This is a genomic window from Burkholderia sp. Bp9143, assembly GCF_003853645.1.
In the GTDB taxonomy this organism is placed as follows: Bacteria; Pseudomonadota; Gammaproteobacteria; order Burkholderiales; family Burkholderiaceae; genus Burkholderia.
On the sequence record NZ_QTPO01000104.1, the window covers coordinates 1 to 4,544 of the forward strand.

The 4,544-nt window shown below is 63.4% G+C and carries 3 protein-coding genes; 1 reads left to right on the top strand and 2 read right to left on the bottom strand.

What is annotated here, in order from left to right; all coding sequences use genetic code 11:
• The coding region (locus DIE23_RS38580; RefSeq protein WP_311767846.1) for a glycine betaine ABC transporter substrate-binding protein at nucleotides 1–485 on the bottom strand (485 nt) is incomplete at its 3' end.
• 611 nt (nucleotides 486–1,096) lie between these two features.
• On the opposite strand from DIE23_RS38580, the gene DIE23_RS38585 reads away from it, so the two are divergent.
• Nucleotides 1,097–2,476 (top strand): MFS transporter, encoded by a 1,380-nt coding sequence (locus DIE23_RS38585; RefSeq protein WP_124618104.1) that lies wholly within the window; start codon nucleotides 1,097–1,099, stop codon nucleotides 2,474–2,476.
• On the opposite strand, the gene DIE23_RS38590 is transcribed toward DIE23_RS38585, so the two are convergent.
• Nucleotides 2,473–4,110 (bottom strand): GMC oxidoreductase, encoded by a 1,638-nt coding sequence (locus DIE23_RS38590; protein WP_124618106.1) that lies wholly within the window; start codon nucleotides 4,108–4,110, stop codon nucleotides 2,473–2,475. The genes DIE23_RS38585 and DIE23_RS38590 overlap by 4 nt on opposite strands.
• Nucleotides 4,111–4,544: the final 434 nt, after the last annotated feature.

Genomic DNA, 4,544 nt, shown 5'->3' on the forward strand with positions numbered 1-4,544 from the left:
CTCTTGATCGCTTCGTCGGTCTTGCGCATCACGCCCGCGCCCGCGTCGATGCCGACGATCCGGCCGCCGAAGCTGCTTTTCTCGGCGTTCAGATCCTCGATGCTCTTCGCCTTCACGTAGTCGGGAACGATCAGGCCGATCTTCGCGTCGGGAAAGTTCGCGCCGAGATCGACGACCTTCGCCTTGTATTCGCTCCAGTAGGAGCCGTGCGTGACGGGCAGCCACGCGGACAACGTCGCGTCGAGGTCGCCGCGCGCCACGCCCTGCCACATGATCCCGGCAGCCACCGGCACGAGCTGGACCGGGTAACCGAGTTTCTTCTCGATCACGCGAGCCGCGACGTTCGACGTCGCGACGCTGTCGTCCCAGCCTTCGACGTAGCCGATCTTCAACGTGGGCTTCGTATCGGCGAGCGCGGATGCGCTTAGTGCTGCCACCATTGCCGACAATGCGCCGGTCCACAACAGTTTTCCGAATAGTTTCATGACGATCTCCTTGATGTGCGCTATCCCTCAGTAGTTTCGTCAACCACAATTCGAAGGTATCGTCGTTTTCCGGCAGATGCTTGCCCGCAAGCGACTCATCGACGCTTCCCCGGTTCGAGCGGATCACGCGACCCGGCAATGGCTCGCGGCAGCACGGCGGCACCGTCACCCCGCTGGGTCCCGACTGCACCAAAGTCGGGCGTCAGATGACCCATTCGCCTTCAAACCCTCCACGGCTTCCTGCAATGAACCATTGAAAAGCCGTCGCGACAACCATTCGAAGCACGATTCGAACTGATTCCGGCAAGTCAGAAAGACCGCGAACAAAGGGCGGCGTCTCGGGCCTGGGGCGCTCACTTGTCTTCGCCCGACAGGAAATGGAGCGTGCGCGCCAAGTGTCGTTTACGGTCGTTTTCCAGGCGCAAGCGTGACAGCTCGACTCTCATCTCGTCCATAGACTCGACGCAGCGCCGCGCGGTCGATATGTACCGTCGACCGCAAATTGCGGCGCTACTGCGCACCCCGAACGACTGGCGCTCACACGCCGAGTCGGCGCGCTATCACCGTCACGCTCGCAAGCGTGCTCATGCATGTCGTAGAAGGAGATACATATGACTTCGTTAGAGAGGGAAGTTGCTGTTTCCGCCGTGGCGCCTGGGGATGAGACGTCCTCAGCGTTCAAACGACGCTTCATGATCAGGATGATCATGGTTCTGACCGGCGGTACGTTTCTGGACGGCTATATCCTCGGGATCGTCGGCCCAGTGTCCGGCAAGATGACCGCCGAGCTCGCCATATCGCCGGTCTGGGAGGGGCTGATCGCGGCCGGCGCATTGTTTGGAATCCTCATCGGCTCGCCGTTGGGTGGTTGGGCCGGCGACAAGTTCGGCCGAAAACCCTTGTTCCTGCTCGACATGGGCTTGTTCGTGATCGCGTCGTTCATGCAGTTCTTCGTCGGCTCCATGCAGTTCTTCATCACGTCACCGCAGCAACTGTTCGTGGTTCGGCTGCTGATGGGTATCGCGATCGGTGTGGAATACTCCGTCGGTTGGCCGCTGCTGTCGGAATTCTCGCCATCCCGCATCCGAGGACGGCTGATGGGCTTGACCCTCATCGCCTGGTACGCCGGCTTCATGTTCGCCTTCGTCGTGGGTTATCTGCTGGATCGGTATACGCACCTCGGATGGCGGAACATCCTCGGCACCAGTACCTTTATCGCGGTCGCCTTGTTCCTCGGCCGGATCGGCATGCCTGAATCGCCGCGCTGGCTGTGGAGCAAGCGCCGCACCGAGCAGGCCCGTTCCGTCGCGCGTCGATATATGGAAAGCGCCGACGACATGGCCGACGTCGAGCACGAAGTTGCTCACTCGGGCGGCGGGTTCGGGATGCTGTTCTCCCGTCAGTATTGGCGCGTCACGCTGTTCGTGTCGTTGTTCTTCTTTTGCGTCGTGACGCCGTACTTCGCGATCGCCACGTTCGCCGACACCGTGCTGCAGAAATTCGGCCTCGGCGGGGGGCTCGCCGGCGGGGTCGGGCTGTCCGCGGTTGCCTTGGCCGGCAGTGTCGCCACGGTTCTGTTGATCGACAAGGCGGGTCGCCGTGTCCTGACGGTACCGCCCCAGTGGATCATCACCGTCATCCTCGCGATTCTCGGCATATGGACCCATGCGCCTGGGGTGGTCGTGCTGGGCCTGTTCCTCGCGTTTTCGTTCTTCAACGCCGGGTGCGGCACGCTGACCTGCATCTATCCCGGCGAGGTGTTCCCGACCGAAATCCGCGGGATCGGGACGGGTTTTGCCGCCGCCTTCAGCAGAATCGGGGCCGGGCTCGGCACGTTCCTGATGCCCTGGTCGATGGCCAATCTCGGCCCCTCGGTGACCATCCTGATCGCGGCCGGCATCGCGGCGGTCGGTGCGGGCGTATCGCAATGGCTTGCGCCTGAAACCAAAGGCAAGAGTCTCAGCGAAACGGCGTCGGGGTTCTCGCACTAGCCCGCGCGACGGTTCTCGGCAACGCTCGATTCGGAGCGGCGGAGCTGGCCGAGCAACACGGCGACATTGCGCTCGGCCAGCGCGGCGATCGTGCGCGACGGATTCAGCCCGAGCGCACGCGGGATCGTCGCACCGTCCATCACGTAGAGCCCGTCGTAACCGAATACCTTGCCGTCCGCGTTCACCACGCCATCCTCGCGCGTGAGTCCCATGTTGCAACCCCCGAGCGGATGCGGGGTGATCAGCCGGTGGAAGTCGCTCCATGTCGGCGGGACGAAGGGTTCGCCGCCCGTGGCAATCGACAGGCGGCGGTGCGCATCGACCATCGCATCGACGACAGCCAGGGATCGCGCGTACGACCAGTCGAGCCGCAATACGCGGTGCCATGGCGCAAACCAGCGGCGGCCGAGACGCATGTGCCCGTCCCCCGGATCGATCGCCTGGCCGAACCAGGGCATCATGTTCTCGACCGGGTCATCGCAATCGAAATGGCGCGCGAAGGCGCGCCAGAACGCGCGCATCACCCCACCGTGCGAGCGCTGCAGGTGGCGGCGCACGAAATCATGCGCAAGATTGGGCACGCCGCCGTCCTCCACGAACAGAGGCTGACCATTGTCGTCAGCCCCGTCGAGAAGGTCGATCGCAGCGGAGATGGTGACGCCGTGCGACGGAGAGATCTTCCGGTGGCTGTAGAAGGCCGGCGTGACGAAGTCGCCGTTGAAGGCCCAGCCCCAGCCGAGCCTCGGCGATAGATTCGGCAGCGTGCGATGCTCGTCGCGACAGCGGAGCAGCAACTCGGTACTGCCGATCGATCCGGCGCTGACGATCACCCTGGCCGCCGTGGCGGTTCCGGGCATGACACGACCGGCGGCGGGATCGATGACGTTGAAATGCACGCGCCATCCCGCGCCGAGCGGCTCGAGCTTTTGCACGACGTGCAGCGGAAGGATTTTCGCGCCATGGCGCTCGGCCACGGCCAGATAGTTGAGGTCGAGCGTGTTCTTCGCCGACACCTGGCATCCGATGTCGCAATTGCCGCAATGCACGCACGTGCCTTGCGATACCCCATGCACGTTGACGTGCCTGACAGAACGCCGGTCGTCGCGCGCGCCGGGCAAGGACGGATCGTAGGTCGGCGAGAACGACACGGCGAGCGGCAACTTGCGATACCGATCGCCCCAGCCGCAGGCGTCGGCAGCGTCGCGCAACAAGCGGGTGCGCTCGCTGATCTGGTTGTCGGGCACCTCCTGGACCGACAGCATCCAGCCCACGCGCTGGTAGTAAGGCTTGAGCGCCTCGTACGTGATCTCGGGCGGCCAGCCCTGATCGAAGGCGTCGGGCTTGGCCTCGACCGAGACGTTGGCGTAGATCAGCGACCCGCCGCCCACGCCCGCGGCAGCCACCACCGACATGCGGGAAAAAACCCGCAGGTCGGCCCAGCCATGGAATCGTTGCGGGTTCTGCTGGTCCCAAAGCCACGGGTCGGTCTCGTCGCGCGGATACGTCTTCGGGGTCCAGCGGCGACCACGCTCCAGCACCAGCACCCTCCATCCCGCCTCCGCAAGGCGGCAGGCCGCCACCGCCCCGCCGAAGCCGCTCCCGACAACGATGACATCGTATTCAATCGCGCTCATGACGACGATCTCCTGACGTAGGTGCGTCACAGTTCCGATGCGAAAAACCTGACGAATCCTCCACGCTCCAAAGGCATCACGATCCCGAACGGGGCTACCCCGTCAGACCGCTTGCGTGTTGGCTGAAGCGAAACAGCTGCCCGGGAAATCGTTTGGACAAACCCGACACCGCCGTTTCCCGATCGTGTCCAGCGGGTCCGGCGAAACGTCGTCACCCAGAAAATATTTCCTTTATTTTCAGCATGTTAAGCGCCCATCATGCACACATGAATCGACCTGGCACGTCCCATGCGTTTGTAGCTGCGAGCGCAACGAAAAGTGCTCTCTTCCAAACCGCAGCAAACCTAGGAGATTTATCATGTCCGCACTGATGATCAACGACCTGTCCCGCGCCCACGAACTCAGCCGCAAGGAAATGGCGGCCGTCAGCGGTG